This is a genomic window from Pseudomonas synxantha (assembly GCF_900105675.1).
GTDB classification, from domain to species: domain Bacteria; phylum Pseudomonadota; class Gammaproteobacteria; order Pseudomonadales; family Pseudomonadaceae; genus Aquipseudomonas; species Aquipseudomonas synxantha.
On sequence record NZ_LT629786.1, the window covers coordinates 4,600,332 to 4,626,101 of the forward strand.

Consider the following 25,770-nt stretch of genomic DNA (forward strand, 5'->3'; position numbering starts at 1 on the left):
TGCGCCGTTGCCCGGCATTTGACCTGGATCAACGCCGTGAATCGTCGTCCTTCCAAGGCGCCGAGAGGTAGCGGGTACGGTTGAAGGTCTCCAGCCATTCCGGGCAGAACACCACCAATGCGCTGATGACCATGCCGTTGATAAAGGCTTCGGGAAAGATGATCAACCACAGGTAGCCCACAAAGTCCTCCAGCCATTGCGGCATCGCAAAGCGGCCGTCAAACCACAATAAACCCAGCCCGGCCAACAGGCACAGCAAGGCCGACAGCGCTGCGGCAAAAAAACCGGAACAGAAGATATACACGAAGGGGTTTCGCGGTTGCGCCCGCTCGACCAGCAGCGCACAGCTTTCGGTGACCAGCACCGGCAACCCGATCAGGAGCAGGCCATTGATACCGAGCGCTGCCAGGTCCTGGCGCCCCAGCAGCATGAGGCCGAGCTGAGCGGCAAACCCACCGACGATTGCCAGCGGCCAATCCAGCAGCAAGGTGACGGCGGTCATGCCGATAAAGTGATAGGACACTCCGGTATCGAAATCCCGCCGCACCAGCCACAGCATGAACAGCGCGAACACCGTGCCGAACAGCAAATGCTGGCGTCGTCGGTCGGCGAACAACTCGACCCACGGCGAGCGCAGCACCGCCCATATCACCACGGGCGCATACAACAGCCAGCCGATGCCGAGGGTCGATGGCGCCAGAACAGCTGCACTGATCACGGATGCACTACCTCTACAAAAAGCCTCACCACGAACCTCAGGGCTTACTGCCGAGTGCGCAGTCTACACCTGCGCTTTAACTTTGGTCTGGGTCAAAGCGAGATTCAAATCTGGGAGGGGCGGCACAAGCAAGACTTCCTGTGGTCATCATTTGAACGCTAAGCTGCGAATATGGATGACTCAGATTATTTGCGCCTGCTCACCGTAGCAGCCGAACAAGCCAACGCGTTCCTGTCCAATGCCCGCAAATGGGAGCGTGAGCGTTGGGTTTGCCAGCGACTGTTGCAAGGCTTGAACGTGCCCTACCGCGTCGAAGAGTTTCACGCCGCAGGCCAGGAGCCGCCGGATGTGTTGTTTCGCGACGCCAGCTTCGAGGTGTTTTTCGTGCTGGACGAAGGCCGCCGCCTGAACGACGAGTGGCGCGACGAATTGCTGCGCAGGCGCAGCGCGTTCTCCTTGAGCCAGCTGGTGCGGCGCGAAGCCAAGCCACGGCGCATCCCGGCCCATGAGTTCCTGCTGCGCCTGGCGCCGACACTGCGTAAAAAAGCCCACAACTACAAAGAGCGCGGCATGGACCTGGGAGAGTTGGATCTCGTCGCCTTTGCCAGCCTCAAACGCGAAGTGCTGGACCTCAACAGCCACTTCCCGCCCCCCACCGAGTATTTGCGCCAAGGCTGGCGCTCGCTGTCGTTGGTGGGCCCAACCTTCGCCCGGGTGCTGTTCGCCCACCCGGATGCACCGGATTTCTTGCGCAACAACCTGGGGCGCAGCATAGTATTCGACGTTGGCATCAGCCTGTGACACAGGCACCGGCTACGCTTATGGCGATAGCGCCGACCCCTGGCTGTAACGTGGCGCCCTTTTGCAACGTCTACCTGACGAGGCCTTTATGACCAGCCGCCTGAACCCCGATGACCAACAGCATGTCGAAGAGTACCTGCAACTCTCCCAGAACAGAGTCGAGCGCAAGCCTTTCCGGCCGTGGCTGCTCCTCTGCGTGGTGCTGGTAGTGGTGATCGGGCTCGGTGTGCTGAGCCGCCTATTGAGTTACCTGACGCTATGAGCTGCCTGGCGCTCGCGAGGGTAACTGCTCCGATTTCTTTTAGCCTTGCGAGATATCCCCATGACCCATCGTATTATTATCGTCGGCGGCGGCGCCGGCGGCCTGGAGTTGGCTACCCGCCTGGGTAAGACCCTGGGCAAGCGCGGCAAGGCCAGCATCACGCTGGTGGACACCAACCTGACCCACATCTGGAAGCCCCTGCTGCACGAAGTAGCTGCCGGCTCGCTGAACTCTTCTGAAGATGAACTCAACTATGTTGCCCAAGCGAAATGGAACCACTTCGAGTTCCAGCTGGGGCGCATGAGCGGGCTTGACCGCGAACAGAAGAAAATCCAGCTGGCTGCCACTCTCGACGAAGAAGGTCGCGAACTGGTGCCTGCACGCGTACTGGGCTATGACAGCCTGGTGATTGCTGTGGGCAGCACCACCAACGACTTCGGCACCGAGGGTGCGGCGCAACATTGCCTGTTCCTCGACACCCGCAAGCAGGCCGAGCGTTTTCACCAGCAACTGCTCAACCACTACCTGCGCGCCCATGCCGGGCAGACCGATGCCATTGAACAAATCAGCGTTGCCATCGTTGGCGCTGGCGCCACCGGCGTCGAGCTGGCCGCCGAGCTGCATAACGCCGCCCATGAGCTGGCCGCCTATGGCCTGGACCGTATCAAGCCAGAAAACATGCACATCACCCTGATCGAAGCCGGCCCGCGGGTATTGCCTGCGCTGCCGGAACGCATCGGCGGGCCGGTGCATAAAACCCTGGAGAAACTTGGGGTGACCGTGCTGACCAACTCGGCGGTCAGTGAAGTGACTGCCGACGCCCTGATCACCAGCAGCGGGCAAGTGATTCCCGCCAGCCTCAAGGTATGGGCGGCCGGGATTCGTGCACCGGGTTTCCTCAAGGACATCGATGGCCTGGAAACCAACCGCATCAATCAGCTGCAGGTGCTGCAAACCCTGCAAACCACCCGCGACGAAAACATCTTCGCCTTTGGTGATTGCGCTGCCTGCCCGCAACCGGGCACCGACCGCAATGTACCGCCACGGGCCCAGGCTGCACATCAGCAAGCTTCGCTGTTGGCTAAATCGCTGAAATTGCGCATTGAAGGCAAGGAACTGCCAACCTATAAGTACACCGACTACGGTTCGTTGATTTCGCTGTCGCGCTTCTCAGCGGTGGGCAACCTGATGGGCAACCTGACCGGCAGTGTGATGCTGGAAGGTTGGCTGGCGCGGATGTTCTATGTGTCGCTGTACCGCATGCACCAGATGGCGCTGTATGGGTTCTTCCGTACGGCGATGCTGATGTTGGGGAGCAAGATTGGCCGAGGCACCGAACCGCGCCTCAAACTCCACTAACAACGCATAACTCCCGTGGGAGGGGGCTTGCTCCCGATAGCAGTGTGTCAGTTAATGAATACTTAGCTGACCCACCGCTATCGGGAGCAAGCCCCCTCCCACATTTGCTTTGCGGTGAGCTCAGGATTCGCGCGCGCAAAAAAAATCCCCGTATCTTTCGATACGAGGATTTTTAATATGGTCGGGGTAAGGGGATTCGAACTCCTGACATCCTGCTCCCAAAGCAGGCGCGCTACCGGACTGCGCTATACCCCGGTAAAAAAAAGGCGACCTTTCAGTCGCCTTCTTCGATCAGCGCTTTTGGCCTCTGATCTTAAGATTCGATTCCAGCCTGGACTGGTCTCAAAAATGGTGGGTCGTGTGGGATTCGAACCTACGACCAATTGGTTAAAAGCCAACTGCTCTACCAACTGAGCTAACGACCCGCTGTGTGGTGGCGCGTATAATACTGATTTCTAAGGATTATTCAACACCTTATTTGAAATAAATCAGAAAAAACGCATTTGAACTGTAATTCGGTCGGTAGAACGCCTCTCGCAGCCGCGTGATCAGCGCCCTGGCTCGTCATTCCACAGGTATTTATGCAACTGCAGTTGCAGGCGCACCGGCAGGTTGTCCGCCACGACCCAATCAGCCAGGTCGCGAGCGTTGAGGTCGTGGTGGCTGGGCGAGAACAGCACCTCGCCCGCACGTCGATCCAGGCCGTATTGGATCAGCTTGGAGCTGGCCCAGTCATAATCGTCACGGGAACAGATCACGAATTTGACCTGATCATTGGCCGTCAGCAGGTCCATGTTTGCGTACAGGTTGCGATGCGCTTCCTTGGAGCCTGGCGTCTTGAGGTCGACCACCCGGCTTACACGCGGATCGACAGCGGAAATGTCCAGGGCGCCACTGGTTTCCAGTGAGACCTCGTAACCGGCGTCACACAACTGCTTGAGCAAGGGAATGGCATTGGGTTGCGCCAGCGGCTCACCGCCCGTCACACAGACGTAGCGCGGCCGGTAGCTGGCAACCTGTTCCAGGATGTCGTCGAGGGTGCGCACGGTGCCGCCACTGAAGGCGTAGGCGCTGTCACAGTATTGGCAACGCAATGGGCAGCCGGTCAACCGCACAAATACAGTGGGCAGGCCGGCAGTACGCGTTTCACCCTGCAACGAGTAAAAGACTTCGGTAATACGTAATGTGTCTTGCATAGTCGCCACGGGCGTAACAGCTAAACAGGCTGTCCGCCTCCGTCAGGCACTTCAAGGGATTGCGCCAACGCGCCAATCCCAGGAAGCGTATTTCATAAAAGGGCGTGGATTCTAACGAAAAAACCCGCGCCAGGCGCGGGTTTCTTCTCAACGGGAAAGATGCGCTTACAAGCGCTGCAGATCCCGCTGGGCCAACTGGGCGGCGGACGTCCCCGGATATTGGGCAACCACCTGTTGCAGAATGCCTTTGACCTTGTCGGTATGACCCAGGCGGCGTTCTACGTCAGCAAGCTTGTACAGCGAATCCGGCACCTTGGCGTGCTTGGGGTACAACTGGCTGACCTTGGCGAAAGCCTGGCCTGCCCCCTGCAAATCGCCCTTTGCCAGGTTGACCTCGCCCAACCAGTACTGGGCGTTGCCCGCGTACTGGCTGTTGGGGTACTTGCGCAGGAATGCGGTAAAGGCCTGGCTGGCCTTATCGAAATCCTTGGCTTTGATCAGGTCGAAGGCTGCATCGTAATACAGCTTTTCCTTCGCTGGATCACCCGGTTCGCTGCTGGCGGCAGGGGCAGCCGCGGCGGCCCCAGCTGCTGCGCCACCGGCGGCAGCGCTTGGCGCGCCACCGGTAGAAGAATTATCAGGAGTAGCGGCAGGTGCAACACCGGCTCCAATACGACGATCAAGATCCTGGTATCGCTCCAGGCCTTCCTGCTTGAGCTGGTTCACCTGATTCTGCAGCACTTCAATGGCGCCTTGTTGCTGCGACAATTGATCCTGCATGCGTTGCAGTTGGTTGAACAGCTCGCCCTGTGCCGAGGGAGCGGACGTAGCCGCTCCCCCAGCATAGGCGCCGTTCGTGCCATAACCCGCTGGCGGATAACTGCTCCCGCTATTGTTATAGCCTGAGTTGCTATCCGTTACAGGAACCGCAGCCCACACCGCAAGCGGTGCGAGGCTGAGAGCCAATACAGTTAGAGCACGACGGCACGTTCGCATGACGAATTACTTACGCAGTTCGACGCGACGGTTCTGAGCCCACGACTGTTCGTCGTTGCCAGTTGCAACTGGACGCTCTTTACCGTAGGAAACCAGTTCCAGTTGGCCTGGAGCAACACCTTGCAGTACCAGGTAGCGCTGAACGGCTTTCGCACGACGCTCGCCCAGTGCCATGTTGTACTCACGAGTACCACGGGCGTCAGTGTTACCTTCCAGAACAACGCGAGCGCCGTTAGCTTTCAGGTCCTTGGCGTGAACGTCCAGAGCGCGCATGGCTTCTGGCTTCAGGTCCGAACTGTCGTATTCGAAGTAGAAGGTGGTGATAGCGCGCAGAGCAGCTTCTTCGCTCAGGGAGCCGTCAACTGCACCAGTGTTAGCGCCGTAACCAGCGTTTGGATCAACAGCAGCGCCTTCACCGGCATTGTCGCCGCCTTTAGAGGAGCAACCAACGGCTACGGACAGAGCCAGAGCCAGAGCAGCAAACTTACCAAACTTCAGCATTTCCATCGTGAAACTCCTAATGAACCCCAGTGTGTTAAGCAAATCTTTTTGTAGCGCCGCGTCAGTTCAGGTAAGGGGACCAGGATGGTTCTCTGACTTCGCCTTGTGCGGTAGGAAGCGGGAGCCTTACGCGTCCGTTAATGGACACGAGCATCAAGACTCCCCGGCCCTGCTGGCGGGTGGCGTAGATTACCATGGTGCCGTTGGGCGCAACAGTGGCTGACTCATCAAGGTTGGTATCTGTAAGGATTTTCACGGTTCCGCGCTGCAAATCCTGGGCCGCAACCCGGAAATTAGTGAAACCATCCTGACGGTGAATCATCACCAACGTCTTTTCATCGGCCGAAAGCTTAGGGTTGGCGTTGTAGTTACCGATAAAGGTCACACGCTCAGCACCCCCACCGTTCACGTTTGCCTTGTAGACCTGAGGCTTGCCGCCGCGGTCGGAGGTGAAATAGATGGTGGAACCATCTTTACCCCAGAACGGTTCGGTGTTGATACCCGGGCCGCTGGTCACGCGACTCAGTTGGCGCGAGGCCATGTTCATCACGTAGATATCCGGGTTGCCGTCCTTGGACAGTACGAAAGCCAGGCGCGAACCATCCGGCGACCAGGCCGGTGCACCATTAAGGCCTTCAAAGTTGGTGATCTGCTCCCGGCGACCCGTATCAATGTGCTGCACGAAGATACGCGGACGGCGCTGTTCGAACGATACATAGGCGATACGCTTGCCGTCCGGCGCAAAGCGCGGCGACAGGATAGGCTCACGGGACTGCAGCAAGGTCACTGCACGTGCGCCGTCGTAGTCCGAACGTTGCAAGGTGTAGCGGGTGTTGTCCACCGAGAAACGCTCAGCCGTCACATACAGCAGGCGTGTCGAGAAAGCGCCCTTGATACCGGTAAGCTTTTCAAACGACTGGTCCGAGATGTAGTGGGCCATGTCGCGCAGTTGCTCTGCGGTACCCGATACGCTGCCGGTCAGGACCTGCTGCTCGGTAGCCACGTTGAACAAGGTGTACTGGATCTGCAGGCGACCGCCGGCCGGCGTGATGTTGCCGACCATCAGGTACTGCGCGCCCACGGCTTTCCAGTCACGGAACACGACTTCGCTGGCCTGGTTGGGCTGGCTGATCATGTTGCCTTTGGGAATCGGCGCGTAGTAACCGGAGTTACGCAGGTCGTCGCTGACGATCTGGGCCATGTCGTCCGGCAGCACGCTGCCGCCCTGCCAACCGAAGGGTACGACTGCGATCGGGGTGGCCCGATCGCTGCCGCTGGTTACCAGGATGTTCTTTTCATCCGCCGCCGCTATCCCTGCCATACAGCAAATAACGACAAGCATTCCTCGAAGAAGGTTTCTCACAAGGCTAGATCCTCAGGTGTGAATGTCATCTTGAATGAACGATAGGGAGCGAAGTCACTTGGTTTCATTCCCTGCATCTCGGTCAACCGGCCAATATTCTTGACCGCGGCAACCGCCGAACTGTCGAACGAACCGTCACCACTGGACTTGGCCACGCTGACCGAAGTCACCGTACCGTCCGGCAACATGCCGATCTGCAGCACTACTGTCATGCCTTTGCGTGCCGAAGGTGGACGTGTCCAGCCTTCCGCTGCCCGCGCCCGAATCAGGTCGTCGAAACTGCCCGCGACTTCATCACCACGCTCATCGGCCAAGGCTTGCTGACGCTGCGGCGTGTCGGAAAGCAAATCTGCCAGGGCCTGGGCCTTTTTCTCTTCGGCGGATTTGCGTGCTGCTTCCTGGGCCTTCTTCTTGGAGGCGTCGGCGGCAGCTTTCTTCTTCGCTTCGTCGGCGACTTTCTTTTTCGCCTCGTCTGCTTCAGCTTTTTTCTTGGCGTCTTCGGCGGCTTTCTTCTTCGCGTCTTCGACTATCTTTTTCTTGGCTTCTTCAGCGGCCTTTTTCTTGGCCTCTTCTTCGGCAGCCTTCTTGGCTTCTTCTTCAGATTTCTTCTTGGCTATATCAGCCAGTTGTTTCTCTTCGGCCTTTTTCGCTTCGGCAGCTTTCTCGGCTTTCTTGGCTTCATCAGCCTTTTTCGCCTCGTCAGCTTTCTTGGCTTCGTCAGCCTTTTTCGATTCCTCGGCCTTTTGAGCCGCCTCTTCTTTCTTTTGTTCCGCAGCAGCCTTCACCGCTTCCTGCTCGACCTTCTTCTGTTCCATCTGCTCGACTTCAGTCTGGCGCGCAGCCGACTTCTGGGCCTCACCCGCAATCTTCTGATTGGTCTGGGTGGTGGCCTGGCTTTTCGATTTCAGCTGATACAGGGTCGCCTGCACGATCGGCTTGGCTGGCGGCAGGTCGGGAGTCATGGCAAAGCTGACGAACAGCATGCCGAACACCAGCACGTGCAGGGCAATTGCCCACACGCCAGGCCAGAAGTAGCTTTCCGAGGCGGACGGCTCTCGCTGTTGCTGCATCAGGGCGCCTCGGTAATCAAGCCAACGTTACCGACGCCGGCCTTCTGCAGCCCGCCCATGGCGCCCATGACGGAACCGTAGTCGACCGATTTGTCGCCGCGGATGAACACCTGGGTGTGCTTGCCGCCTTCGTTGCCGGAGCGAATGATCTTGGTCACCGCATCGGTCATCGCCGGCAAGGTCAGGGCCTTGTCCTGCTGCTTCTGGGTGTCGACTTCGCTGCCAAGGTTCCAGTAGTAGGTCTTGTCAGCCTTGATCGAAATGGTCAGGACCTGAGTGTTGTTGTCCTGCGGCAAGGCTTCACTGGAAACCTTGGGCAGATCAACCTTCACGCCCTGGTTGAGCATCGGCGCGGTCACCATGAAGATCACCAGCAGCACCAGCATCACGTCGATGTAGGGCACTACGTTCATCTCGGCGACCGGCTTGCGCTTTTTGCGAGCTCGAGCGATTAAAGCCATTGGGAATTACCTGCTTATTCTTCGCTGGTGTGCACTTTACGGTGCAGGATCGCCTGGAATTCATCGGCGAAGGTGTAGTAACGGCCGATCAAGGTTTCGCTGGTTGCAGCAAAACGGTTGTAGGCGATTACTGCGGGGATCGCGGCGAACAGGCCGATCGCGGTGGCGATCAGGGCTTCGGCAATACCCGGGGCCACGGTGGCCAGCGTTGCTTGCTGGGCCTGGGCCAGGCCGCGGAAGGAGTTCATGATCCCCCACACGGTACCGAACAGGCCGATGTACGGGCTGACGGAACCTACGGTGGCAAGGTACGGCAGGCCTTGCTCGAGCTTTTCTTCCTCACGGGAGATGGCCACGCGCATGGCGCGGGCGACACCTTCCATCACGGCTTCCGGGTCAACCCCAGGCTGCTGGCGCAGGCGCGAGAATTCCTTGAAGCCGGCGCGGAAGATCTGCTCGACGCCCGAATCCGGGTCCGGGTTGCTGCCGGCCTGGCGATACAGCTTGGACAGGTCGATGCCCGACCAGAAGCGCTCTTCAAAGCTCTCCAGGGCACGTCGACCGGCGCGCAGCATGTTGCTGCGCTGAAAAATCATGACCCAAGAGGTAACCGATGCGGCTACCAGGGTCAGCATGACCAGTTGAACCACGACACTGGCATTGCTGACCAGGCTCCACATGGAGGAATGGTCGACGACGGTAGGTTCCACGCTAAATCTCCTGCTTTGATTGTTGACCCGCGCCGCTCACGGCAGCAAAGGCCGCACGTAGAGTTTCGGGAATGGCCCGAGGTTTCAAGCTGTTGGTGCGCACACACGCCACCAGGAACTGCCCCTCGCAGAGCAGCGTTGCATCCGTGGCCCGCCTGACCTGCTGTTTGAAGCGCAGGCTGACACGGTTCAATTCGATGACTTCAGCGCTGACCAGCAACTCATCGTCCAGTCGCGCCGGTGCGTGGTAACGCGCCTCGCTGGAATGCACGACGAATAACAGGTCCTCCCCTGCAAGCTGGGATTGGGCAAAGCCCAGCTCCCGTAGCCGCTCGGTGCGAGCCCGCTCCATGAACTTGAGGTAGTTGACGTAATACACGATGCCGCCGGCATCGGTGTCCTCGTAATAAACGCGACAGCGATGTGCGAACGACTGATCCCCGTTTTGCGCGCGCATACTCTAGTGCTTACTCCTCAGGTTGCCAATTGGCTGGACAACTGTTTTTTCAATACCTGAAAACATTTCCACTGCCTGAATGACGACACCAGACACTGGGACAGCACAAACTTCAGATAAATCGTCTGGCGTGACCTTTTTAATCGTCCCCTGCATCGAGGAATTCGTCTACAGCAGGCATCTCCCCCAATCGTGACGGAATATTTAACCCGAAGTGCAGGTAAGCGTGGCGCGTGACCACCCTGCCCCTCGGTGTACGCATGATGTAGCCCTGCTGGATCAGGTATGGCTCCAGCACATCCTCGATAGTATGGCGCTCTTCACTGATGGCCGCGGCCAGGCTGTCCACGCCGACCGGGCCACCGTCGAATTTCTCGATCATGGTCAAGAGCAGGCGCCGGTCCTGGTGATCGAAGCCATGTTCATCCACGTCCAGCAGGTTCAATGCCAGGTCCGCCACCGCCTTGGTGATATGACCCTTGGCACGCACCTCGGCAAAGTCGCGCACCCGGCGCAGCAAGCGGTTGGCAATCCGTGGCGTACCGCGGGCGCGGCGGGCGATTTCAAAGGCACCCTCCGGGTCCAGGGGCAAGCCCAGGATGCTCGCCGAACGGCTGACGATGGTCGCAAGGTCGGCAATGCTATAGAACTCTAGACGCTGAACAATGCCGAAACGGTCTCGCAGCGGGTTGGTCAGCATGCCCGCGCGGGTGGTCGCCCCGACCAGGGTGAACGGTGGCAGGTCGAGCTTGATCGAACGGGCCGCCGGGCCTTCGCCGATCATGATGTCGAGCTGGAAGTCCTCCATCGCCGGGTACAGCACCTCCTCGACAATCGGCGACAACCGATGGATCTCATCGATAAACAGCACATCGTGGGGTTCAAGATTGGTCAGCAGCGCCGCCAGGTCGCCAGGCCGCTCCAGCACCGGGCCGGAGGTGGACTTGATCGACACGCCCATTTCCTGGGCGATGATATTGGCCAGGGTGGTCTTGCCCAACCCCGGCGGGCCGAAGATCAAGGTGTGGTCCAGGGACTCACTGCGACCCCGCGCAGCCTGGATGAACAGCTCCATCTGCTCGCGCACGGTAGGCTGGCCGATATACTCGGCCAGGCTCAGGGGGCGGATGGCCCGGTCCTGGACTTCTTCACGGTCACGCGGGCCGGTGGCCGCGATCAGACGATCAGCTTCAATCACTTAAATCATTCCCTTCAGGGCTCGGCGGATCATGTCTTCGCTGCTCAGGTTCTTGTCCTTGATGGCCGATACCGCCTTGCTCGCCTCCTGGGGCTTGTAGCCCAGGGAGATCAGCGCACTGACCGCATCGCTTTCGGCGCTGGCGACCTGGCCTGCCGGCATATCCGGCTGGTTCGGTACCAGAGCGAACATGCTCGGCACCACCTCCCAGGCCTTGAAGCGATCCTTGAGCTCCACCAACAGGCGCTCGGCGGTCTTCTTGCCCACGCCCGGCACCTTGGTCAGGGCCGAGGTGTCCTGGGCGGAAACGGCACGTACCAGTTCATCCACTTCCAGGCTCGACATTAACGCCAGCGCCAGTTTCGGCCCCACACCATTGAGACGGATCAGTTCGCGGAAGAAATCGCGGTCGCGCTTGCCGATGAAACCATAGAGCAGTTGCGCGTCTTCACGCACCACTAAATGCGTGTGCAAGGTTATCGGCTCGCCGACCGACGGCAGGCGATACAAGGTGGTCATGGGCACTTCCAGCTCATAACCCAATCCATTCACATCCAGAATCAGGTGCGGCGGCTGTTTCTCAGCCAGGGTGCCGCGCAAGCGTCCAATCACGGTTCAGATCCTTAAGGCTTGAGGGTCAGGTCAGGGCCTGACCGCAAATAACGAATGCGCTGATGCTATCAGAGACGTAGCCGCCCGCCACGACTACGTGCAGTGCCCAAGCCGTGAGGCAACAGGCTGGAGCGGGTGTGCGCATGGCAAATGGCGATGGCCAGGGCATCGGAGGCGTCGATCTGCGGCTTTGACGTGAGCTTGAGCATGTGCATGACCATCATCTGCACCTGCTCCTTGTTCGCTGCACCAGTGCCAACGACGGCCTGCTTGACCTGGGTCGCGGTGTATTCGGCGATCTCCATGCCCTCCTCGGCCCCCGCCACGATAGCAGCGCCGCGGGCCTGGCCGAGCTTCAACGCAGAGTCGGCGTTCTTGGCCATGAACACCTTTTCGATGCCCATGGTAACCGGGCCGTAAGTCTGGATGACTTCACGTACGCCGCGATAGACGATCTGCAGCCGTTCAGCCAACTCACCGGCGCCGGTACGGATGCAACCCGAGGCCACATAGATACAGCCGCGCGGGGTGTGCTGCACCACGCCAAAACCGGTGATGCGCGAACCGGGGTCGATACCTAGGATTAAAGTCATAACGCCTGCGGAATAAATAATACTTTTTTCGATACAGCGAGAATCCAATGTGGGAGGGGGCTTGCTCCCGATGGCGGTGGGTCAGTTACTTATAAATCGACTGAACTACCGCCATCGGGAGCAAGCCCCCTCCCACACTGGATCACATCGTTCTTCAGCCTAGCTGTTCAGCCACCGATTCCGGGATGTCGGCATTCGAGTAGACATTCTGCACATCATCCAGGTCTTCAAGCATATCCAGCATCTTCAACACCTTCTGCGCACCCTCCAGGTCCAGTTCAGCACTGGTGGTCGGCAGCATCACGATTTCTGCATCGGTGCCGTTGAAACCAGCGGCTTCCAGGGCATTACGCACGGCGTAGAAGCTGGCGAACGAGGTAAACACGTCGATGGAACCGTCTTCGTTGGTAACCACGTCGTCGGCGTCCGCTTCCATTGCGGCCTCCATCAGTGCGTCTTCATCGGTGCCGGGGGCGAAGGTGATCTGCCCTTTGCGTTCGAACAGGTACGCGACCGAACCATCCGTGCCGAGGTTACCACCGCACTTGCTGAACGCATGGCGTACGGCTGCGGCGGTCCGGTTGCGGTTGTCGGTCATGCACTCGACCATCACCGCCACGCCGCCCGGGCCGTAGCCTTCATAGGTCAGCTCGACCATGTCGTCGGTATCGGCCGCACCAGCACCACGGGCCACGGCGCGGTCAATGATGTCGCGGCTCATGTTCGCGCCCAGCGCCTTGTCCAGCGCCAGGCGCAGGCGCGGGTTGGAACCCGGGTCACCGCCACCCTGGCGGGCAGCGACGGTCAGTTCGCGAATCCACTTGGTGAAGATCTTGCCTTTCTTGGCATCCTGACGCTCTTTGCGGTGCTTGATGTTCGCCCACTTGGAATGGCCAGCCATAACACAACTCCGAATTCTCTAGAAACCTTATCAATCCCGCCCCAGGCAGGATTTCCTTCTTTTAAACGCAAAGGCGCATCCGAAGATGCGCCTTTTTGACTGCGTACAACCTTATCGCGCTTTCACGCCGCAGCCTTACTCAGCCTTCGGCGTCTCGCGCAGGCGGATATGCAGCTCGCGCAGTGCCTTGGCATCCACCACACCCGGAGCCTGGGTCATGACGTCCGCAGCGCTCTGGGTTTTCGGGAAGGCAATCACTTCACGGATCGACTGGGCGCCGGTCATCAGCATGACCAGACGGTCCAGGCCGAAGGCCAAGCCACCGTGGGGCGGTGCACCGTACTTCAGGGCGTCGAGCAGGAAGCCGAACTTCTCTTCCTGTTCCGCTTCGTTGATGCCCAGCAGGCGGAACACCGCTTGCTGCATCTCTTTGCGGTGGATACGGATCGAACCGCCACCCAGCTCGGTACCGTTCAACACCATGTCGTAGGCACGGGACAGCGCGCCTGCCGGGTTGGCTTCCAGCTCCTGCGGGGAGCACTTTGGCGCGGTGAACGGGTGGTGCAAGGCGCTGAAGCTGCCGTCGTCGTTCTCTTCGAACATCGGGAAGTCGACGACCCACATCGGTGCCCATTCGCAGGTCAGCAGGTTCAGGTCGTGACCGAGCTTGATGCGCAGCGCGCCCAGGGCTTCGCTGACGATCTTGGCCTTGTCGGCGCCGAAGAACACGATGTCGCCATCGACCGCACCGACGCGATCGAGGATCGTGTTCAGGTTGGCTTCAGGGATGTTTTTCACGATCGGCGACTGCAGGCCTTCAACGCCGTTGGCGCGCTCGTTGACCTTGATGTACGCCAGGCCCTTGGCACCGTAGATGCCGACGAACTTGGTGTAGTCGTCGATCTGCTTGCGCGGCATGCTCGCGCCGCCAGGCACGCGCAGGGCGGCGATGCGGCATTTGGGGTCGTTGGCCGGGCCGCTGAACACCTTGAAGTCGACGTCCTTGAGCTGGTCGGCCACGTCCACCAGTTCCAGCGGGTTACGCAGGTCTGGCTTGTCGGAACCGTAGCGGCGCATGGCCTCTTCGAAGGTCATGTGCGGGAATTCGCCGAACTCCAGGTCCAGCACTTCCTTGAACAGGTTGCGGATCATCTGCTCGGTCAGGCCCATGATCTCTTTTTCATCGAGGAAGCTGGTCTCGATGTCGATCTGGGTGAATTCAGGCTGGCGATCGGCGCGCAGGTCTTCGTCACGGAAGCATTTGGCGATCTGGTAGTAACGGTCGAAGCCGGCGACCATCAGCAGCTGCTTGAACAACTGCGGCGATTGCGGCAAGGCAAAGAAGCTGCCAGCGTGGGTACGGCTAGGCACCAGGTAGTCACGTGCGCCTTCCGGGGTAGCCCGGGTGAGGATCGGCGTCTCGACGTCGAGGAAGCCGTTCTCATCCAGGAAACGGCGGATGCTGGTGGTCATGCGCGAACGCAGGCGCAGCTTCTCGGCCATTTCCGGACGACGCAGGTCCAGGAAGCGGTAGCGCAGGCGGGTTTCTTCGCCCACGTCGGAGTATTCGTTGAGCGGGAACGGCGGGGTTTCCGACTCGTTCAGCACTTCCAGCTCATAGCCCAGCACCTCGATGCCGCCAGAAGCCATGTTCTTGTTCACGGCACCGGCCGGACGCAGGCGTACCTTGCCGGTGATCTTCACCACGTATTCGCTGCGCACACGGTCGGCGGCGGCGAAGCTCTCGGCGCGGTCCGGGTCAAACACCACTTGGGCCAGACCATCACGATCACGGATATCGAGGAAGATTACCCCGCCGTGGTCGCGGCGACGGTGAACCCATCCGCAAAGGGTGATTTCCTGACCTTCCAGGGTCTCGTTCAGTTGGCCGCAATAGTGGCTGCGCATCATGGTCGTGGTTTCACTTCTCGTAATTCGAATTTCGGTGGCAGGCTTGCCTCGTCACCGTACATTAAAGCAGGGGACGGATAATGCAGGAGCCTGCGCGTAGAGTTCAACTCAGTCTGCTTTGTCGCCGCCCGCCAGGTTCTTCTTGGCGCCGGTCTTGAAATCGGTCTCGTACCAGCCGCTGCCGCTCAGGCGGAAGCCCGGCATGGACAACATCTTCTTCAACTCAGGTGCCTGGCAGGCAGGGCAATCGACCAGCGGCGCTGCGCTGATCTTCTGAATGGCTTCCAACTGGTGACCACAGGAAGCGCATTGATAGTCGTACATGGGCATGGGGATGTCTCGGCGATCAGAACGTTACAGCGCCACGCCCTGCCCTTTGCATAAAGCCCGGCATGCGCAGCAAAGCGCGGGATTATATCTGGTAAATCGAGGCAGCGCAGCCGGCTTTCTGCCCCAGGCCCGGCCCGCGAGGTTGAAGGGCCGGCCCCGAAGCCAGCGGACTATTGCACAAGCGTGTCCGCAGACGCGGCGGCGGCGCGGCCTTTGAGTACATGAACCACGCACACCACCCTCACCAACCCACTGAAGTTCTTCACTCCTCCATAGCGCAAATGCACTTCCCGATCGACATAGGACAACAAGGCACTGACTGAGCAGGTATTGATCCTGGCGATCTCCGTCAGAATATTCCAATAGATCTGCTCAAGCCGCAGGCAGGTAGAAAACCCGTTGAGCCTGACCGAACGGGACAATGGCTTGGCCATCCCCATATCAAACCCCTTGTCAAAGGGGTCGACCTTTATCTTGTGAAAACCACAGGTTTCCATCACTCCCTTACCTACTCCACGTGACATACACCTGACACTCCATTGCCAAACAGCAGCCAATGGGCTTCTCCCATTGGGCGATGGGCCTATAAAACCGCAGGACGCGCGGGGCAGCCAGAAGACGGGGAGTTGTTAGTCGTAGGACAACGCCAGGAAGCGCAGGGAAACAGGCAGGCAGCGCCCAGAAGGCGCCGCCCGGGTTCGACACTTACTGGTTTTCAAGCAGGGAACGCAGCATCCACGCGGTTTTCTCGTGGACCTGCATACGCTGGGTCAGCAGGTCCGCCGTCGGCTCATCACTGACCTTGTCGAGCAATGGGAAGATGCCACGGGCGGTACGCGTGACCGCTTCCTGGCCTGCCACCAGTTGCTTGATCATCTCTTCGGCGCTCGGCACGCCCTCTTCTTCCTTGATCGAAGACAGGCGGGCGTAGATCGAATAGGCGCCAGGTGCCGGGAAACCCAGGGCCCGGATGCGCTCGGCGATGGAGTCCACTGCCAGCGCCAGTTCGTTGTACTGCTCCTCGAACATCAGGTGCAGCGTACGAAACATGGGGCCCGTGACGTTCCAGTGGAAGTTATGGGTCTTCAGATAAAGAACATAGGTATCGGACAGCAGCCGCGAGAGTCCGTCGACGATGGATTTACGGTCTTCTTCACTGATACCAATATCGATTGCCATGTTTTTCCCCTTCAATTGACGAGCATTCATTGATCAGGTGCAGGATCACTGTAGCAAGAGAGCGGGCGTCGTGCAGCCCGACACACCCGGGCAGCGTGCGGCAAATCGCCCCTGCACCGCCTGCAGATGTGAATTGGCAAGCCTTTCTCCCCGTAGGAAGAGTCTCTGCAGGCCACCACAAAAACCTGCACCTGTCTAGGACAAGCGTTTGCCGCAGAAATGCCGTACCCGGCGCAACACGCCGAAATGCTTGATTTGAGTAGGCACGGCCTTTGCTGTTAAATAGACGCCGTGTGGCTGCCGTTTATTTCTGCGGCACGCCACATAGGCTGATACCCGCGTACGTGCTCAACGCCTCCCATTGTTCAGAAGCGAACCGTGCCAGTCAGCTCTTCCTTGTGATCCGTCTTAACGTGAGTTAATCAAAATGTTGAAAATCGTCCACCTGCTAACGGGCGTTGCAGCTTTGCTGCTGTCCTTTATCCCGAGCCTGCAGCCTGAAAGCCTGCCCTACCTGCAACAACATGACGCTCTGTACCTGGCCTTGTTCGGCCTGCTTAACCTGACGCTCGCACCGGTAATCCCTTACTGGAACAAAGGCACGCGTCATCAACTGCAAAACCTGGTCAGTGCGCTGCTGGTGCTGACTGTTGTCGTACAAACCCTCACCCTCCTGGCGCCCATGCCTGAAGTCGGTGGCCATCCGGCTATCCTGCTCAGCCTGGTGATTGCTCTGGTCGCCATTGTTCTTCACCTGGCCATCAGCTTCTACCGTTCGTCCCCAGCGGCCGCGTCGCAAAACTACGACATGACCAACCGGGATACCGGGACCGTCAAGTGGTTCAACACCTCCAAAGGCTTCGGCTTCATTTCCCGCGATTCGGGCGACGATATCTTCGTCCACTTCCGGGCTATCCGTGGCGAAGGCCACCGCGTCCTGGTCGAAGGCCAGCGCGTGGAGTTCTCGGTGATGAACCGTGACAAGGGCCTGCAAGCTGAAGATGTCATCGCTGCCCTGCCGCGTCGCTGATCCCAGCCCTCGCAGCAAAAAAAACCGCGATCCAGCGTTGCCTGGATCGCGGTTTTTTATTGCCTGCCAGTTCAATAGTGCGGCGGCGGCGCTTCTTCTTCGGACGACTCGAACTGCCCGCCCATTTCTTCCTGGCGCTTGAGCAGGGCCGTCATCTGCAATTGCAGGCGCTCGACCGCACGCTGCTGGGTGACCAGGATGTCATTGAGGGTCTCGATGGTGTCGTCCTGGAAGGCCAGGCGGCTTTCCAGGTCGGTGACGCGATCTTGCAGGTCCATGGTTCAGTCCTGGGTAAAGATGAATTCGGCGGGCAATAGCTCACGCAAAAGAGCGCGCATCGCCGACACTTGCTCGTGGTTATAAGGCTGGGCGGGATGTTTGCCCCACACCGGAGCCGGCCAGGCGGCGTCATCGCGTTTACGCACGATCACGTGCACATGCAACTGGTTGACCACGTTGCCCAGCGCGCCGATGTTCATCTTATCGGCGGCCAGCCCTTCATTGAGCAGCTGCGCCAGGGCCGTCGTCTCTTGCCACAAGGTTTGTTGATCTGCGACATCCAGTTGAAACACTTCGCTGATATTGTCGATGCGCGGTACCAGGATAAACCAGGGGTAGTTCGAGTCATTGGACAGCAGCAGGCGACACAGCGGGAAGTCCCCAATGGCCAAGGTATCTTGTTGCAGGCGTTGATCTAGGGCGAACACGTGGACACTCCGTTCGGCAGGTCAGTTTCAGGCGCCCAGCATACCTTCGAATGCCCACGTGTTCACGACGAATGGGCACAAGCCTTGAGGCAATCGGATAAAAACTACGCACCTTTTCGAGGCAGGCGCACAGTCGAACACGCTACCTCGGGCCTCGGCGGCACGCACCAAAATGACTCGCTTGTGCCTCAAAGGGATCCGCCAAGTACCCACTGACGGGGTGGACCGGTAACGTTTTACCCCGACGAACACCTTTGTGAGTGACCGCACGGGTGTAACACCCCGGCGCCAAGCTCGAACCATAGAGTGTAAAGGCCCCGTGTTTATGCGGTTTTTACACTCTCTTCACGCTTTTCACGAAAAAATGACATTCGGCTACCATTTTGAGCACGCTTGTTGCATTCAACCTCATATCGTCGGCAACGGCACCCGTTTGGAAGCAGGTGTTTCGCGATAAAAACCAGCGGCGGTTCAATGCGCATCAAGGAAGCCTTCAAAGTTTGAAAGATGTAGGAAAAGAGCATTGAAGTTGTCAGCCCGGTTACATTCGGGCTGTGAATTTGCGACATGGATCTAGCGATTTACGACAGCCTCGTAAAGAAGCTGAAAGGAAAGATGGGTAAGTATCGTCATTAGAGTCTGCGTGATATAACTTTGCGCCGACACAAATAAAGAAAGAGCCGCCCAGATAAAAATACAGGTGGGACGGCAGTACTCTTCCTAAAACCAAAGGAGCAAATCACGATGCGCGTGATGAAGTGGAGCATGATCGCCCTGGCTGTTTCAGCAGGCACCTCGCAGTTCGCAATGGCGTCCGCCCAGGACGATTCCAAGGGCTTTGTTGAAGACAGTACGTTCACTATCAATACTCGCGCCCTGTACTTCAGCCGCGACTTCCGTAACAACCCGTCGGGCCCGGGTTCGAAGAGCCGTGCAGAAGAAACCGGCCTGGGCTTCAATGCCCTGTACGAATCGGGCTTCACCCAAGGCACCATTGGTGTCGGTGTCGACGTGATCGGCCTGATGGGCCTCAAGCTCGACAGCGGCAAGGGTCGAGCTGGCACGGGTCTGTTCCCCACCGGTTCCGACGGTCGTTCGCAGGACGATTACTCCAAGGGCGGCGGCGCGGTTAAGTTCCGCATCTCCAATACTGTGTTGAAAGTCGGTGACCAGTACACCACCGCGCCAGTGTTCGCTTCCGACGACAGCCGTCTGTTGCCGGAGCTGCCACAGGGTATCTCGATCACCAGCAACGAGATCAAGGGCCTCAAGCTTGAGGGCGGCCACTTCACCTCCAGCGTCGCGCAGGCACAGACCTACCATGACAGCCTGGGCCTGACGAAAACCGACTTTGTCGGCGGCGTCTACGCGTTCACTCCGGAATTCACCGGTAGCCTGTACTACGCGAAAACCGAAGATTACTTCCGCAAGTACTACAGCAACCTGAACTGGACCCACGCGTTGAGCGATGATCAGTCCTTCGCGCTGGACTTCAACATCTACGACACCAAGAGCGATGGCGCAGGCCTGCAACGCGCAGAGAAGGATGGCGTGACCAAGCTCGACAACCGCGCGTTCAGCTTGCAGGGTGCGTACACCATCGGCGCTCACACCTTCACCCTGGCAGCCCAGAAGGTTACCGGTGACGGCGACTACGGTTACGGCGTAGACGGCGGCGGCACGGTATTCCTGGCCAACTCCATCGCCCGTTCCGACTTCAACGCCGAAGGCGAGAAGTCCTACCAGGCGCGCTACGACATCAACATGGCGACCTTCGGCATTCCTGGCCTGAGCTTCATGACTCGCTACGTCACCGGTAGCGGCGCCAACACTGGCACGACCAGCAACGGCAAAGAGTGGGAACGCGACATCGAAGCCAAGTACGTGATTCAGAGCGGCCCGGCTAAAGACCTCAGCCTGCGTCTGCGTCAAGCGACTTACCGCTCCGGTGATGGCGTTTACTACGGTTCGCCTTCTATCGACGAGCTGCGCCTGATCGCGAACTACCCGCTGAACATCTTGTAATCGTCTGTTTAATTACAATGATGGCTTAAGGCTTCGGCCTTAAACAGAAAAGCCGCTCCATGTTTAAACAAGGAGCGGCTTTTTTATTGCAGTTTTATTTCAATCAAAAAAAACAACTAGCAAGCTAAGTAACTAGTTTGCCAAAGCTGACCTATCGGGCAAGTTCGACAGATTCACGCCAAGTTATTTCGCCACACTTTCCTGCATCACACGAATAACCCGCTGCGGAAACGGAATATCAATCCCCGCTGCTTTCAAACGATCACGCGCCAGTTCATTAAACATGAACATCACGTCCCAATAATCCGGGGTACTGGTCCAGCAGCGCAGGGAAACCGTAATGGAGCTGTCGCCCAAGGTCGAAACCACCGCCACCGGTGCAGGATCAGCCAGCACCCGTGGGTCTTTGGCCAGTTCCAGCAGCACTTCGCGAGCTTTTTGCAGGTCTGCCTCGTAATCCACACCGACGTCAAACACTACCTTGCGGGTTGGCTGGCGGTTGGTGTTGGTGATGATGCCGTTGGACAGGATGCCGTTGGGCAGGATCACCGTCTTGTTGTCGCCGGTACGCAGCACGGTGTGGAAAATCTGGATGCTGTCGACGGTGCCGGAGGTGCCTTGGGCTTCGATCCAGTCGCCAATGCGGAACGGGCGGAACAGCAGGATCAGCACGCCACCGGCGAAGTTGGCCAGGCTGCCTTGCAATGCCAGGCCGATGGCCAGGGTCGCGGCGCCGATAGCGGCGACGAACGAGGTGGTTTCCACACCGATCATCGAGGCCACGCTGACCACCAGCATGACCTTGAGCACGATGTTCGCCAGGCTGGTAATGAAGTGCTGCAGCGCAAGGTCAGCATTGCGTACCGCGAGCAAGCGGCCCACGCGATGGGTCAGTTTGTTGATCAGCCACCAGCCGATGGCCAGGGTCAGCATGGCCAGCAATACACGGCTGCCATATTCCATGATCATCGGGATCCAGGACTGGGAGGTCTTGATCAAATGATCCACTTCTGCGTTTAAATCCATGTAGCTTCTCCTGTCTTTGCGGATATGCGGCTTGATTGACTGCCTGAAAACGCAATTGAGCCCCGTAGGGCTCAATTGTAGGCGCTGAGTCTGGGGCGTGGGACGTCAAAAACCCCCACAGGTTCCCCAAAGTGCCATCAGTCGCGGAAGTTATTGAACTGCAGCGGCATGTCGAAGGTCTTGGCGCGCAGGGCCGCGATGGCCTCTTGCAGGTCGTCGCGCTTCTTGCCGGTGACACGCACCTGCTCGCCCTGGATGGCGGCCTGGACTTTCAGCTTGGCATCCTTGATATGCGCGACGATCTTCTTCGCCAGCTCCTTGTCGATGCCTTCCTTGAGCACGGCGTCCTGCTTCATCAGCTTGCCGGAGGCGTAGGCGTCCTTGACTTCAAGGCACTGCACGTCGATCTTGCGCTTGACCAGGGCCAGCTTGAGGATCTCGATCATCGCTTCCAGCTGGAAATCGGCTTCAGCGGTCAGGTTGACGGTCAGTTCCTTTTCCTTGAATTCGAAGCTGCCCTTGCCTTTCAAGTCATAGCGACGGTCCAGTTCCTTGACGGCGTTCTCGACGGCGTTGGTGACTTCGTGTTTGTCCAGTTCAGATACCACGTCGAACGAAGGCATGTGATTTCTCCAATATAAGGGGCGGGCTCAGTAAAGATGGAGCGCGCCCGAGCTAAAATGCCGAGGCATTATAGCGGTTCTTTCGCCCCGTTCACTGTGAGCGACCCTACGGAGCACAAACTGATGTCGACCCCCTGGCATATTCTCGGCGCTGGCAGCCTGGGCACCCTATGGGCCACGCGGCTGGCGCGTGCCGGCGTACCGGTCAGGCTGATCCTGCGTAATGAGGCGCGCCTGGCCAGCTATCGCGCCGGCCAGGGCCTGACCCTGGTTGAGCACGGTGTGGAACACACCTATGCGGTGATTGGCGAAACAGCCGAAAGCCCGGAGCCGATTCATCGGCTGCTGGTGGCATGCAAAGCCTACGACGCCCAACGCGCTATCGCCCAATTGCAACCTCGACTGGCACCGGATGCCGAACTGATCCTGCTGCAGAACGGTCTCGGCAGCCAGGACGCCGTGGCTGCACAAGTGCCGTCGGCCCGCTGCATCTACGCGTCCAGCACCGAAGGCGCATTTCGCGATGGCGATTGGCGGGTAGTGTTTGCCGGCCATGGCTACACCTGGCTGGGCGACGCAAACCATCCCACCCCACCGCTATGGTTGGACGACCTGCAAGCTGCGAGCATTCCTCACGAATGGGCCACCGATATCCTCACGCGGCTTTGGCGCAAGCTGGCGCTCAATTGCGCCATCAACCCGTTGACCGTGCTTTACCAATGCCGCAACGGCGGCTTGCAAGACCATCAGTGTGAGGTCGCCACGCTCTGCGCCGAACTGGCCGAACTGCTGGAGTGCTGCGGCCAGCCTGCGGCGGCACAGGACCTGCACAACGAAGTGGAGCGTGTGATCCACGCCACCGCCGCCAATTACTCGTCCATGTACCAGGATGTCGCCAACGCCCGGCGTACCGAGATCAGCTACCTGCTGGGCTACGCTTGCCAGGCCGCGGCCCGCCACCGGTTGGCATTGCCGCATCTGCAACAGCTGCAAGCGCGCCTGGTGAAGCATTTGCTCGCACGCGGATTGGCCAGCGACTGAGGCACGCGCTACCCTGCCTACCTGTCTATCACCTTGGAAAACCCTGATGCCACTGCGCCAGCGTCTTGAAAATCTACCGGTAGGGCAGAAACTGCTGGTGGCCCTGCTGGTGCTATTGACCACGGTGTTGCTGGTGGCCAACCTCACATTTATCAGCGCTGCCTACTGGATCTCCCAGGAAAGCATGGCGCCCCAGGCATTGCAGGCCATTGGTCGACTGGTGTCCAACCCATCGCTCGCCGCCGAGGCGCTCGAATCCCCGGCCAAGGCCGAGGCGCTGCTCAATGAACTGACCAGCTACTCACCACTGCGCGCCGCCGCTCTCTACGACGGTGAAGGCAACCGTCTGGCGCAGATGCAGCACGGCGACCGCCTGCACCTGCCGGACAACTATCGGCATATCGAGGCCTGGCGCCTGACCGAGTTTCGCAGCAACCAGGTCATCACCCTGCCCCGCGGCACCCAGCCTTCCGGGCATTTACTGCTGGTGGCCAGCAGTGAGCTGCCGGTGGCCTTCTATACCGGCACGCTGACCGCGAGCCTGGGCATCCTGATTTTCAGTGTGCTGTTGTGGCTGGTCATCGCCCGGCAAATCAAACGTCTGATCACGCGGCCCATCCATGAACTGGAAGAACTGTCGCGGCAGGTCACCCGTGAAGAGAACTACGCCCTGCGCGCCGGGCGTGGCAACCATGACGAGATCGGCAGCCTGGCCGAAGCCTTCAACACCATGTTGTCGCGTATCGAAGCCCGCGAGCAGCAGCTCAAGCGTGCGCGTGACGATTCCCAGGCTGCTTACGACCAGGCCCAGGGGCTGGCCGAAGAGACCCGGCATACCAACCGCAAGCTGGAACTGGAAGTCCAGGTGCGCAGCAAGATCGAGAAAAAGCTCACGGGCTTCCAGAACTACCTCAACAGCATTATCGACTCGATGCCCTCGGCGCTGATCGCCCTGGATGAACAGCTCTATGTCACCCAGTGGAACCAGGAAGCCACCGCCCTTTCCGGCACGCGCCTGGACGAAGCCCTGAACCAGCCGATCTTCCTTGCCTTCCAGCCGCTCAAACCATACCTGCCGCAAATCAAGGCCACGGTGGAGCAACACACAGTTGAACGGATCGAGCGGGTCACCTGGATCAAGGACGATGAACCCAAGCATTACGCCCTGACGTTCTACCCGTTGATGGGTGGTGCCGGGCGTGGCGTGGTGATCCGAATCGACGACATCACCCAACGCCTGTCCCTGGAAGAAATGATGGTGCAGTCGGAAAAAATGCTCTCGGTGGGCGGCCTGGCCGCCGGCATGGCCCACGAAATCAACAACCCACTGGGCGCGATCCTGCATAACGTGCAGAACATCCGTCGCCGCCTGTCTCCGGAGCTGCCCAAGAACCTGGAGTACGCCGAGCAGGTGGGCATCGAGCTGGACACGGTCAATCGTTACCTGCAAGGCCGCGAAGTCCCGCAGTTGCTCGACGGTATTCAGCAGGCCGGGGCGCGGGCGGCGAAAATCGTTACCCATATGCTCAGTTTCAGCCGCCGCAGTAACCGCCAGATGGCCCCCTGCGACTTGCCGGCCTTGATCGACCAGGCCGTGGAAATCGCCGGCAACGATTTCGACCTGACCATCGGCTTCGACTTCAAGGGCCAGGCGATCATCCGTCAGTTCGACCCGCAATTGGGCCCTGTGCCCGGCACCGCCAACGAGCTGGAACAAGTGCTGCTCAACCTGCTGAAGAACGCCGCCCAAGCCATTCACCTGCGCGAAGACGACAGCGAGCCGGGGCGTATTATCCTGCGCACCCGCCTCAACCCGCCGTGGGCAGAAATACAGGTGGAAGACAACGGCATCGGCATGAGCGAAAACGTGCGCAAGCGCACCTTCGAACCGTTCTTCACCACCAAGGAAATCGGCCAGGGCACCGGGCTTGGGCTGTCGGTGTCGTATTTCATCATCACCAACAACCACAAGGGCCAGATGGAAGTGCATTCCACCCCAGGCCAAGGCACCTGCTTTACCTTGCGCCTGCCCCTGGCCGGCAGCCAATTGTCCCCTACAGAACTCACCCAACTGGAGCACTGACCATGGGCTTTCGCCTGTCGAAAATCTACACCCGTACCGGCGACAAGGGCGAAACCGGCCTCGGTGACGGCCGCCGCGTGCCCAAGGACCACCCGCGCGTGGAAGCGATCGGCGAGGTGGATACGCTGAACAGCCAGTTGGGCCTGTTGCTGGCCAACCTGGAAGAACAAAGCGGCAAGCACCCGGCGTTAAATGATGTGATTGAAGTGCTCACGCCGTGCCAGCATCGTCTGTTCGATCTGGGCGGCGAGCTGGCGATGCCGGTGTACAAGGCACTGAACGCGGCGGAAGTGGATCGGCTGGAAGCGGCGATTGATCGCTGGAACGAAGAAGTGGGGCCGCTGGAGAACTTCATCCTGCCCGGTGGTTCGGCGCTGATCGCCCAAGCCCATGTGTGTCGCAGCCTGGCGCGCAGTGCTGAGCGGCGGTGTCAGCACCTGAATGCGTTGGAGCCGCTGGAGGGGGTCGGGTTGGCGTATATCAATCGATTGTCTGACTTGCTGTTTGTGGCGGCCAGGGTGATTGCCCGGCGCCAAGGTGTTGCCGAAGTGTTATGGCAGGCCGCTGCCAAGCCACACTGAGATCTATCGGGTGACTGGCAAGGCCCTATCGGGGGC

29 protein-coding genes and 2 tRNA genes are annotated in these 25,770 nt (G+C 59.2%); 8 read left to right on the top strand and 23 right to left on the bottom strand.

Annotated features, from left to right (window positions below; translation table 11 throughout):
* Window positions 1-28: 28 nt before the first annotated feature.
* A complete protein-coding gene (locus tag BLU48_RS21310; protein ID WP_057021610.1) occupies window positions 29-718 on the bottom strand; it encodes an energy-coupling factor ABC transporter permease in 690 nt (229 codons plus the stop codon).
* Window positions 719-889: 171 nt separating this feature from the next.
* Between BLU48_RS21310 and BLU48_RS21315 the strand changes: the two genes are divergently transcribed.
* From BLU48_RS21315 to BLU48_RS21325, 3 genes are all read left to right on the top strand, one after another.
* Window positions 890-1,519 carry a DUF1780 domain-containing protein gene (locus BLU48_RS21315; RefSeq protein ID WP_057021611.1) on the top strand — a complete coding sequence of 210 codons (630 nt, stop codon included), beginning with the start codon at window positions 890-892 and terminating at the stop codon, window positions 1,517-1,519.
* A gap of 88 nt (window positions 1,520-1,607) precedes the next feature.
* Window positions 1,608-1,781, top strand: coding sequence for a DUF3094 family protein (locus tag BLU48_RS21320; protein WP_046070858.1), 174 nt, complete (start codon window positions 1,608-1,610; stop codon window positions 1,779-1,781).
* A gap of 60 nt (window positions 1,782-1,841) precedes the next feature.
* Window positions 1,842-3,140 (top strand): NAD(P)/FAD-dependent oxidoreductase, encoded by a 1,299-nt coding sequence (locus tag BLU48_RS21325; RefSeq protein WP_057021612.1) that lies wholly within the window; start codon window positions 1,842-1,844, stop codon window positions 3,138-3,140.
* Window positions 3,141-3,318: 178 nt separating this feature from the next.
* Here BLU48_RS21325 and BLU48_RS21330 read toward each other — a convergent pair.
* From BLU48_RS21330 to BLU48_RS21415, 18 genes are all read right to left on the bottom strand, one after another.
* Window positions 3,319-3,395: transfer RNA gene (locus tag BLU48_RS21330), tRNA-Pro, on the bottom strand.
* 94 nt (window positions 3,396-3,489) lie between these two features.
* Window positions 3,490-3,565, bottom strand: a tRNA-Lys gene (locus BLU48_RS21335).
* A 123-nt stretch (window positions 3,566-3,688) separates the two neighbouring features.
* Window positions 3,689-4,336 (bottom strand): 7-carboxy-7-deazaguanine synthase QueE, encoded by a 648-nt coding sequence (gene queE / locus BLU48_RS21340; protein ID WP_046069313.1) that lies wholly within the window; start codon window positions 4,334-4,336, stop codon window positions 3,689-3,691.
* A 165-nt stretch (window positions 4,337-4,501) separates the two neighbouring features.
* Window positions 4,502-5,332 (bottom strand): tol-pal system protein YbgF, encoded by an 831-nt coding sequence (ybgF, locus tag BLU48_RS21345; protein ID WP_046069314.1) that lies wholly within the window; start codon window positions 5,330-5,332, stop codon window positions 4,502-4,504.
* Window positions 5,333-5,338: 6 nt separating this feature from the next.
* Window positions 5,339-5,839, bottom strand: a complete 501-nt coding sequence (gene pal, locus BLU48_RS21350; protein WP_003193861.1) for a peptidoglycan-associated lipoprotein Pal — start codon at window positions 5,837-5,839, stop codon at window positions 5,339-5,341.
* A gap of 55 nt (window positions 5,840-5,894) precedes the next feature.
* The gene (gene tolB / locus BLU48_RS21355; protein WP_034115766.1) at window positions 5,895-7,175 is read right to left on the bottom strand and encodes a Tol-Pal system beta propeller repeat protein TolB; all 1,281 of its coding nucleotides are present in this window, start codon (window positions 7,173-7,175) and stop codon (window positions 5,895-5,897) included.
* 17 nt (window positions 7,176-7,192) lie between these two features.
* Window positions 7,193-8,266, bottom strand: coding sequence for a cell envelope integrity protein TolA (gene tolA, locus BLU48_RS21360; RefSeq protein ID WP_003193863.1), 1,074 nt, complete (start codon window positions 8,264-8,266; stop codon window positions 7,193-7,195).
* Window positions 8,266-8,718: a protein TolR gene (tolR, locus tag BLU48_RS21365; RefSeq protein ID WP_161793227.1), complete on the bottom strand. Its 453-nt coding sequence runs from the start codon at window positions 8,716-8,718 to the stop codon at window positions 8,266-8,268. Before tolR ends, tolA begins: the two co-directional genes overlap by 1 nt.
* A gap of 23 nt (window positions 8,719-8,741) precedes the next feature.
* Window positions 8,742-9,437: a protein TolQ gene (tolQ, locus tag BLU48_RS21370; protein WP_043049112.1), complete on the bottom strand. Its 696-nt coding sequence runs from the start codon at window positions 9,435-9,437 to the stop codon at window positions 8,742-8,744.
* Window position 9,438: 1 nt separating this feature from the next.
* Window positions 9,439-9,894, bottom strand: coding sequence for a tol-pal system-associated acyl-CoA thioesterase (gene ybgC / locus BLU48_RS21375; protein WP_057021613.1), 456 nt, complete (start codon window positions 9,892-9,894; stop codon window positions 9,439-9,441).
* Window positions 9,895-10,033: 139 nt separating this feature from the next.
* Window positions 10,034-11,092, bottom strand: a complete 1,059-nt coding sequence (ruvB, locus tag BLU48_RS21380) for a Holliday junction branch migration DNA helicase RuvB (protein WP_057021614.1) — start codon at window positions 11,090-11,092, stop codon at window positions 10,034-10,036.
* Window positions 11,093-11,704: a Holliday junction branch migration protein RuvA gene (gene ruvA / locus BLU48_RS21385; RefSeq protein ID WP_003175802.1), complete on the bottom strand. Its 612-nt coding sequence runs from the start codon at window positions 11,702-11,704 to the stop codon at window positions 11,093-11,095.
* Window positions 11,705-11,772: 68 nt separating this feature from the next.
* Complete coding sequence (ruvC, locus tag BLU48_RS21390) at window positions 11,773-12,297, bottom strand: crossover junction endodeoxyribonuclease RuvC (RefSeq protein ID WP_032862494.1); 525 nt, start codon at window positions 12,295-12,297, stop codon at window positions 11,773-11,775.
* Between the two features lie 154 nt (window positions 12,298-12,451).
* Window positions 12,452-13,198 carry a YebC/PmpR family DNA-binding transcriptional regulator gene (locus BLU48_RS21395; protein WP_043051417.1) on the bottom strand — a complete coding sequence of 249 codons (747 nt, stop codon included), beginning with the start codon at window positions 13,196-13,198 and terminating at the stop codon, window positions 12,452-12,454.
* A gap of 135 nt (window positions 13,199-13,333) precedes the next feature.
* Window positions 13,334-15,109 carry an aspartate--tRNA ligase gene (gene aspS, locus BLU48_RS21400; RefSeq protein ID WP_057021615.1) on the bottom strand — a complete coding sequence of 592 codons (1,776 nt, stop codon included), beginning with the start codon at window positions 15,107-15,109 and terminating at the stop codon, window positions 13,334-13,336.
* A 108-nt stretch (window positions 15,110-15,217) separates the two neighbouring features.
* A complete protein-coding gene (locus tag BLU48_RS21405; RefSeq protein WP_003193872.1) occupies window positions 15,218-15,439 on the bottom strand; it encodes an FmdB family zinc ribbon protein in 222 nt (73 codons plus the stop codon).
* Between the two features lie 170 nt (window positions 15,440-15,609).
* On the bottom strand, window positions 15,610-15,963 hold the full coding sequence (locus tag BLU48_RS21410; protein ID WP_057021616.1) for a ribbon-helix-helix domain-containing protein: 354 nt from the start codon (window positions 15,961-15,963) through the stop codon (window positions 15,610-15,612).
* A 181-nt stretch (window positions 15,964-16,144) separates the two neighbouring features.
* Window positions 16,145-16,618 (bottom strand): Dps family protein, encoded by a 474-nt coding sequence (locus BLU48_RS21415; RefSeq protein WP_003193874.1) that lies wholly within the window; start codon window positions 16,616-16,618, stop codon window positions 16,145-16,147.
* A 427-nt stretch (window positions 16,619-17,045) separates the two neighbouring features.
* Between BLU48_RS21415 and BLU48_RS32520 the strand changes: the two genes are divergently transcribed.
* Window positions 17,046-17,648: a cold-shock protein gene (locus BLU48_RS32520; protein WP_010566142.1), complete on the top strand. Its 603-nt coding sequence runs from the start codon at window positions 17,046-17,048 to the stop codon at window positions 17,646-17,648.
* Between the two features lie 71 nt (window positions 17,649-17,719).
* Here BLU48_RS32520 and BLU48_RS21425 read toward each other — a convergent pair whose 3' ends face one another.
* Entirely contained in the window at window positions 17,720-17,926 is a 207-nt protein-coding gene (locus BLU48_RS21425) for a SlyX family protein (protein WP_017847119.1), read from the bottom strand.
* A gap of 3 nt (window positions 17,927-17,929) precedes the next feature.
* Complete coding sequence (locus tag BLU48_RS21430; protein ID WP_057021617.1) at window positions 17,930-18,355, bottom strand: HIT domain-containing protein; 426 nt, start codon at window positions 18,353-18,355, stop codon at window positions 17,930-17,932.
* Window positions 18,356-19,099: 744 nt separating this feature from the next.
* Between BLU48_RS21430 and BLU48_RS21435 the strand changes: the two genes are divergently transcribed.
* Window positions 19,100-20,380, top strand: a complete 1,281-nt coding sequence (locus BLU48_RS21435) for an OprD family porin (RefSeq protein WP_057021618.1) — start codon at window positions 19,100-19,102, stop codon at window positions 20,378-20,380.
* A 183-nt stretch (window positions 20,381-20,563) separates the two neighbouring features.
* Here BLU48_RS21435 and BLU48_RS21440 read toward each other — a convergent pair whose 3' ends face one another.
* Both BLU48_RS21440 and BLU48_RS21445 read right to left on the bottom strand, forming a co-directional pair.
* Window positions 20,564-21,406 carry a mechanosensitive ion channel family protein gene (locus BLU48_RS21440; protein ID WP_057021619.1) on the bottom strand — a complete coding sequence of 281 codons (843 nt, stop codon included), beginning with the start codon at window positions 21,404-21,406 and terminating at the stop codon, window positions 20,564-20,566.
* A gap of 137 nt (window positions 21,407-21,543) precedes the next feature.
* Window positions 21,544-22,029, bottom strand: coding sequence for a YajQ family cyclic di-GMP-binding protein (locus tag BLU48_RS21445; protein WP_057021620.1), 486 nt, complete (start codon window positions 22,027-22,029; stop codon window positions 21,544-21,546).
* A 123-nt stretch (window positions 22,030-22,152) separates the two neighbouring features.
* On the opposite strand from BLU48_RS21445, the gene BLU48_RS21450 reads away from it, so the two are divergent.
* The 3 genes from BLU48_RS21450 to BLU48_RS21460 are packed head-to-tail and all read left to right on the top strand — an operon-like array spanning window position 22,153 to window position 25,734.
* Window positions 22,153-23,070, top strand: coding sequence for a putative 2-dehydropantoate 2-reductase (locus tag BLU48_RS21450; protein ID WP_057021621.1), 918 nt, complete (start codon window positions 22,153-22,155; stop codon window positions 23,068-23,070).
* A 46-nt stretch (window positions 23,071-23,116) separates the two neighbouring features.
* Window positions 23,117-25,153: a sensor histidine kinase gene (locus BLU48_RS21455; protein ID WP_057021622.1), complete on the top strand. Its 2,037-nt coding sequence runs from the start codon at window positions 23,117-23,119 to the stop codon at window positions 25,151-25,153.
* Between the two features lie 2 nt (window positions 25,154-25,155).
* The gene (locus BLU48_RS21460) at window positions 25,156-25,734 is read left to right on the top strand and encodes a cob(I)yrinic acid a,c-diamide adenosyltransferase (protein WP_046069325.1); all 579 of its coding nucleotides are present in this window, start codon (window positions 25,156-25,158) and stop codon (window positions 25,732-25,734) included.
* Window positions 25,735-25,770 lie beyond the last annotated feature (36 nt).

What these genes read in the sequence shown, in the direction of transcription:
- BLU48_RS21315 (WP_057021611.1), top strand. Translation starts at nt 890, where the DNA reads ATGGATGACTCAGATTATTTGCGCCTGCTCACCGTAGCAGCCGAACAA.
- BLU48_RS21320 (WP_046070858.1), top strand. Translation starts at nt 1,608, where the DNA reads ATGACCAGCCGCCTGAACCCCGATGACCAACAGCATGTCGAAGAGTAC.
- BLU48_RS21325 (WP_057021612.1), top strand. Translation starts at nt 1,842, where the DNA reads ATGACCCATCGTATTATTATCGTCGGCGGCGGCGCCGGCGGCCTGGAG.
- queE (WP_046069313.1), bottom strand. Translation starts at nt 4,336, where the DNA reads ATGCAAGACACATTACGTATTACCGAAGTCTTTTACTCGTTGCAGGGT.
- ybgF (WP_046069314.1), bottom strand. Translation starts at nt 5,332, where the DNA reads ATGCGAACGTGCCGTCGTGCTCTAACTGTATTGGCTCTCAGCCTCGCA.
- pal (WP_003193861.1), bottom strand. Translation starts at nt 5,839, where the DNA reads ATGGAAATGCTGAAGTTTGGTAAGTTTGCTGCTCTGGCTCTGGCTCTG.
- tolB (WP_034115766.1), bottom strand. Translation starts at nt 7,175, where the DNA reads ATGCTTGTCGTTATTTGCTGTATGGCAGGGATAGCGGCGGCGGATGAA.
- tolA (WP_003193863.1), bottom strand. Translation starts at nt 8,266, where the DNA reads ATGCAGCAACAGCGAGAGCCGTCCGCCTCGGAAAGCTACTTCTGGCCT.
- ybgC (WP_057021613.1), bottom strand. Translation starts at nt 9,894, where the DNA reads ATGCGCGCGCAAAACGGGGATCAGTCGTTCGCACATCGCTGTCGCGTT.
- ruvC (WP_032862494.1), bottom strand. Translation starts at nt 12,297, where the DNA reads ATGACTTTAATCCTAGGTATCGACCCCGGTTCGCGCATCACCGGTTTT.
- BLU48_RS21395 (WP_043051417.1), bottom strand. Translation starts at nt 13,198, where the DNA reads ATGGCTGGCCATTCCAAGTGGGCGAACATCAAGCACCGCAAAGAGCGT.
- aspS (WP_057021615.1), bottom strand. Translation starts at nt 15,109, where the DNA reads ATGATGCGCAGCCACTATTGCGGCCAACTGAACGAGACCCTGGAAGGT.
- BLU48_RS21405 (WP_003193872.1), bottom strand. Translation starts at nt 15,439, where the DNA reads ATGCCCATGTACGACTATCAATGCGCTTCCTGTGGTCACCAGTTGGAA.
- BLU48_RS21410 (WP_057021616.1), bottom strand. Translation starts at nt 15,963, where the DNA reads ATGTCACGTGGAGTAGGTAAGGGAGTGATGGAAACCTGTGGTTTTCAC.
- BLU48_RS21415 (WP_003193874.1), bottom strand. Translation starts at nt 16,618, where the DNA reads ATGGCAATCGATATTGGTATCAGTGAAGAAGACCGTAAATCCATCGTC.
- BLU48_RS32520 (WP_010566142.1), top strand. Translation starts at nt 17,046, where the DNA reads ATGTTGAAAATCGTCCACCTGCTAACGGGCGTTGCAGCTTTGCTGCTG.
- BLU48_RS21425 (WP_017847119.1), bottom strand. Translation starts at nt 17,926, where the DNA reads ATGGACCTGCAAGATCGCGTCACCGACCTGGAAAGCCGCCTGGCCTTC.
- BLU48_RS21435 (WP_057021618.1), top strand. Translation starts at nt 19,100, where the DNA reads ATGCGCGTGATGAAGTGGAGCATGATCGCCCTGGCTGTTTCAGCAGGC.
- BLU48_RS21440 (WP_057021619.1), bottom strand. Translation starts at nt 21,406, where the DNA reads ATGGATTTAAACGCAGAAGTGGATCATTTGATCAAGACCTCCCAGTCC.
- BLU48_RS21445 (WP_057021620.1), bottom strand. Translation starts at nt 22,029, where the DNA reads ATGCCTTCGTTCGACGTGGTATCTGAACTGGACAAACACGAAGTCACC.
- BLU48_RS21450 (WP_057021621.1), top strand. Translation starts at nt 22,153, where the DNA reads ATGTCGACCCCCTGGCATATTCTCGGCGCTGGCAGCCTGGGCACCCTA.
- BLU48_RS21455 (WP_057021622.1), top strand. Translation starts at nt 23,117, where the DNA reads ATGCCACTGCGCCAGCGTCTTGAAAATCTACCGGTAGGGCAGAAACTG.
- BLU48_RS21460 (WP_046069325.1), top strand. Translation starts at nt 25,156, where the DNA reads ATGGGCTTTCGCCTGTCGAAAATCTACACCCGTACCGGCGACAAGGGC.